Source organism: Enterococcus sp. S53 (assembly GCF_016516865.1).
In the GTDB taxonomy this organism is placed as follows: Bacteria; Bacillota; Bacilli; order Lactobacillales; family Enterococcaceae; genus Enterococcus_D; species Enterococcus_D innesii.
Window position 1 is genome coordinate 1 of record NZ_JACVUH010000057.1, and the last position, 1,009, is coordinate 1,009.

General features: G+C 52.7%; 10 tRNA genes. All 10 read left to right on the top strand.

Annotation, left to right across the window (positions count from 1 at the left end):
- Window positions 1-53: 53 nt before the first annotated feature.
- The 10 genes from IAE45_RS18575 (at window position 54) to IAE45_RS18620 (ending at window position 933) form a co-directional block, all read left to right on the top strand.
- Window positions 54-126: transfer RNA gene (locus IAE45_RS18575), tRNA-Lys, on the top strand.
- A gap of 14 nt (window positions 127-140) precedes the next feature.
- Window positions 141-222 (top strand) — tRNA-Leu (locus IAE45_RS18580).
- A 7-nt stretch (window positions 223-229) separates the two neighbouring features.
- Window positions 230-302: transfer RNA gene (locus IAE45_RS18585), tRNA-Thr, on the top strand.
- A 10-nt stretch (window positions 303-312) separates the two neighbouring features.
- Window positions 313-384, top strand: a tRNA-Gly gene (locus tag IAE45_RS18590).
- Window positions 385-402: 18 nt separating this feature from the next.
- Window positions 403-488: transfer RNA gene (locus IAE45_RS18595), tRNA-Leu, on the top strand.
- A gap of 11 nt (window positions 489-499) precedes the next feature.
- Window positions 500-573: transfer RNA gene (locus tag IAE45_RS18600), tRNA-Arg, on the top strand.
- An 11-nt stretch (window positions 574-584) separates the two neighbouring features.
- Window positions 585-658: transfer RNA gene (locus IAE45_RS18605), tRNA-Pro, on the top strand.
- 13 nt (window positions 659-671) lie between these two features.
- Window positions 672-744, top strand: a tRNA-Ala gene (locus IAE45_RS18610).
- Window positions 745-772: 28 nt separating this feature from the next.
- Window positions 773-846: transfer RNA gene (locus tag IAE45_RS18615), tRNA-Met, on the top strand.
- 13 nt (window positions 847-859) lie between these two features.
- A tRNA-Ile gene (locus IAE45_RS18620) sits at window positions 860-933 on the top strand.
- Window positions 934-1,009: the final 76 nt, after the last annotated feature.

Here is a 1,009-nt window from a genome sequence, read left to right on the forward strand (position 1 = left end):
GCATCTGCCTTACAAGCAGAGGGTCAGCGGTTCGATCCCGTTAACCCCCATATGAGTCGTTAGCTCAGTTGGTAGAGCATCTGACTTTTAATCAGAGGGTCACAGGTTCGAGCCCTGTACGACTCATAGTAATAACCTATGCGGGTGTGGCGGAATTGGCAGACGCACTAGATTTAGGATCTAGCGCCTTCGGGCGTGGGGGTTCAAGTCCCTTCACCCGCACTTCATTGCCGGCTTAGCTCAGTTGGTAGAGCATCTGATTTGTAATCAGAGGGTCGAGGGTTCAAGTCCTTTAGCCGGCATCAGGAATACGCGGAAATAGCTCAGTGGTAGAGCACCACCTTGCCAAGGTGGGGGTCGCGGGTTCGAACCCCGTTTTCCGCTTTGCCTTAGCAATTTTCAGCCGGGGTGGCGGAACTGGCAGACGCACAGGACTTAAAATCCTGCGGTGAGTGATCACCGTACCGGTTCGATTCCGGTCCTCGGCATTTCATAATATGCGCCCATAGCTCAATTGGATAGAGTGTTTGACTACGGATCAAAAGGTTAGGGGTTCGACTCCTCTTGGGCGCGCTTTTTAATAACGGGAAGTAGCTCAGCTTGGTAGAGCACTTGGTTTGGGACCAAGGGGTCGCAGGTTCGAATCCTGTCTTCCCGATACTTTTTCAAAAGGGGCCTTAGCTCAGCTGGGAGAGCGCCTGCTTTGCACGCAGGAGGTCAGCGGTTCGATCCCGCTAGGCTCCATATCATTTGAATAAATGATTCTTTTTTACGCGGTGTAGCTCAGCTGGCTAGAGCGTCCGGTTCATACCCGGGAGGTCGGGGGTTCGATCCCCTCCGCCGCGATTTTTAAGAGCCTGGACCTTTAGCTCAGTTGGTTAGAGCAGACGGCTCATAACCGTCCGGTCGTAGGTTCGAGTCCTACAAGGTCCATTGTGGCATTGTATCTGTTTTATTATGGAGGATTACCCAAGTCCGGCTGAAGGGAACGGTCTTGAAAACCGTCAGG